Origin of the sequence: Affinundibacterium flavidum, assembly GCF_014284175.1 — a bacterium.
In the GTDB taxonomy this organism is placed as follows: Bacteria; Pseudomonadota; Gammaproteobacteria; order Burkholderiales; family Burkholderiaceae_D; genus Undibacterium; species Undibacterium flavidum.
In genome coordinates this window covers 1-214 of the sequence record NZ_JACOGA010000098.1, presented here as the reverse complement: position 1 = coordinate 214, position 214 = coordinate 1, and the positions used below count along the sequence as shown (strand labels likewise).

General features: G+C 46.3%; 1 protein-coding gene. It reads left to right on the top strand.

The window, feature by feature from the left end:
• Positions 1-23: 23 nt before the first annotated feature.
• Positions 24-214, top strand: a 191-nt coding sequence (locus H8K55_RS21525; RefSeq protein WP_230408760.1) for an IS110 family transposase, incomplete at its 3' end; no start/stop codon positions are given.

The window sequence follows — 214 nt, the reverse complement described above, 5'->3', positions numbered from 1 at the left end:
ATAACCAGCAAGGATTCAAGGAATTGAGTATTTGGCTCGGCAAACAAGGCGCTTCTATCGCGCATGTTTGCATGGAAGCGACAGGCATTTATTGGGAAGCGGTTGCGCACTACTTTGCAGAACAAAAATTTCCCGTCAGTGTCATCAACCCAGCACAGATTAAGGCTTTCGGTGCTTCACGCTTAGTTCGAACAAAGACAGATAAAGTCGATGC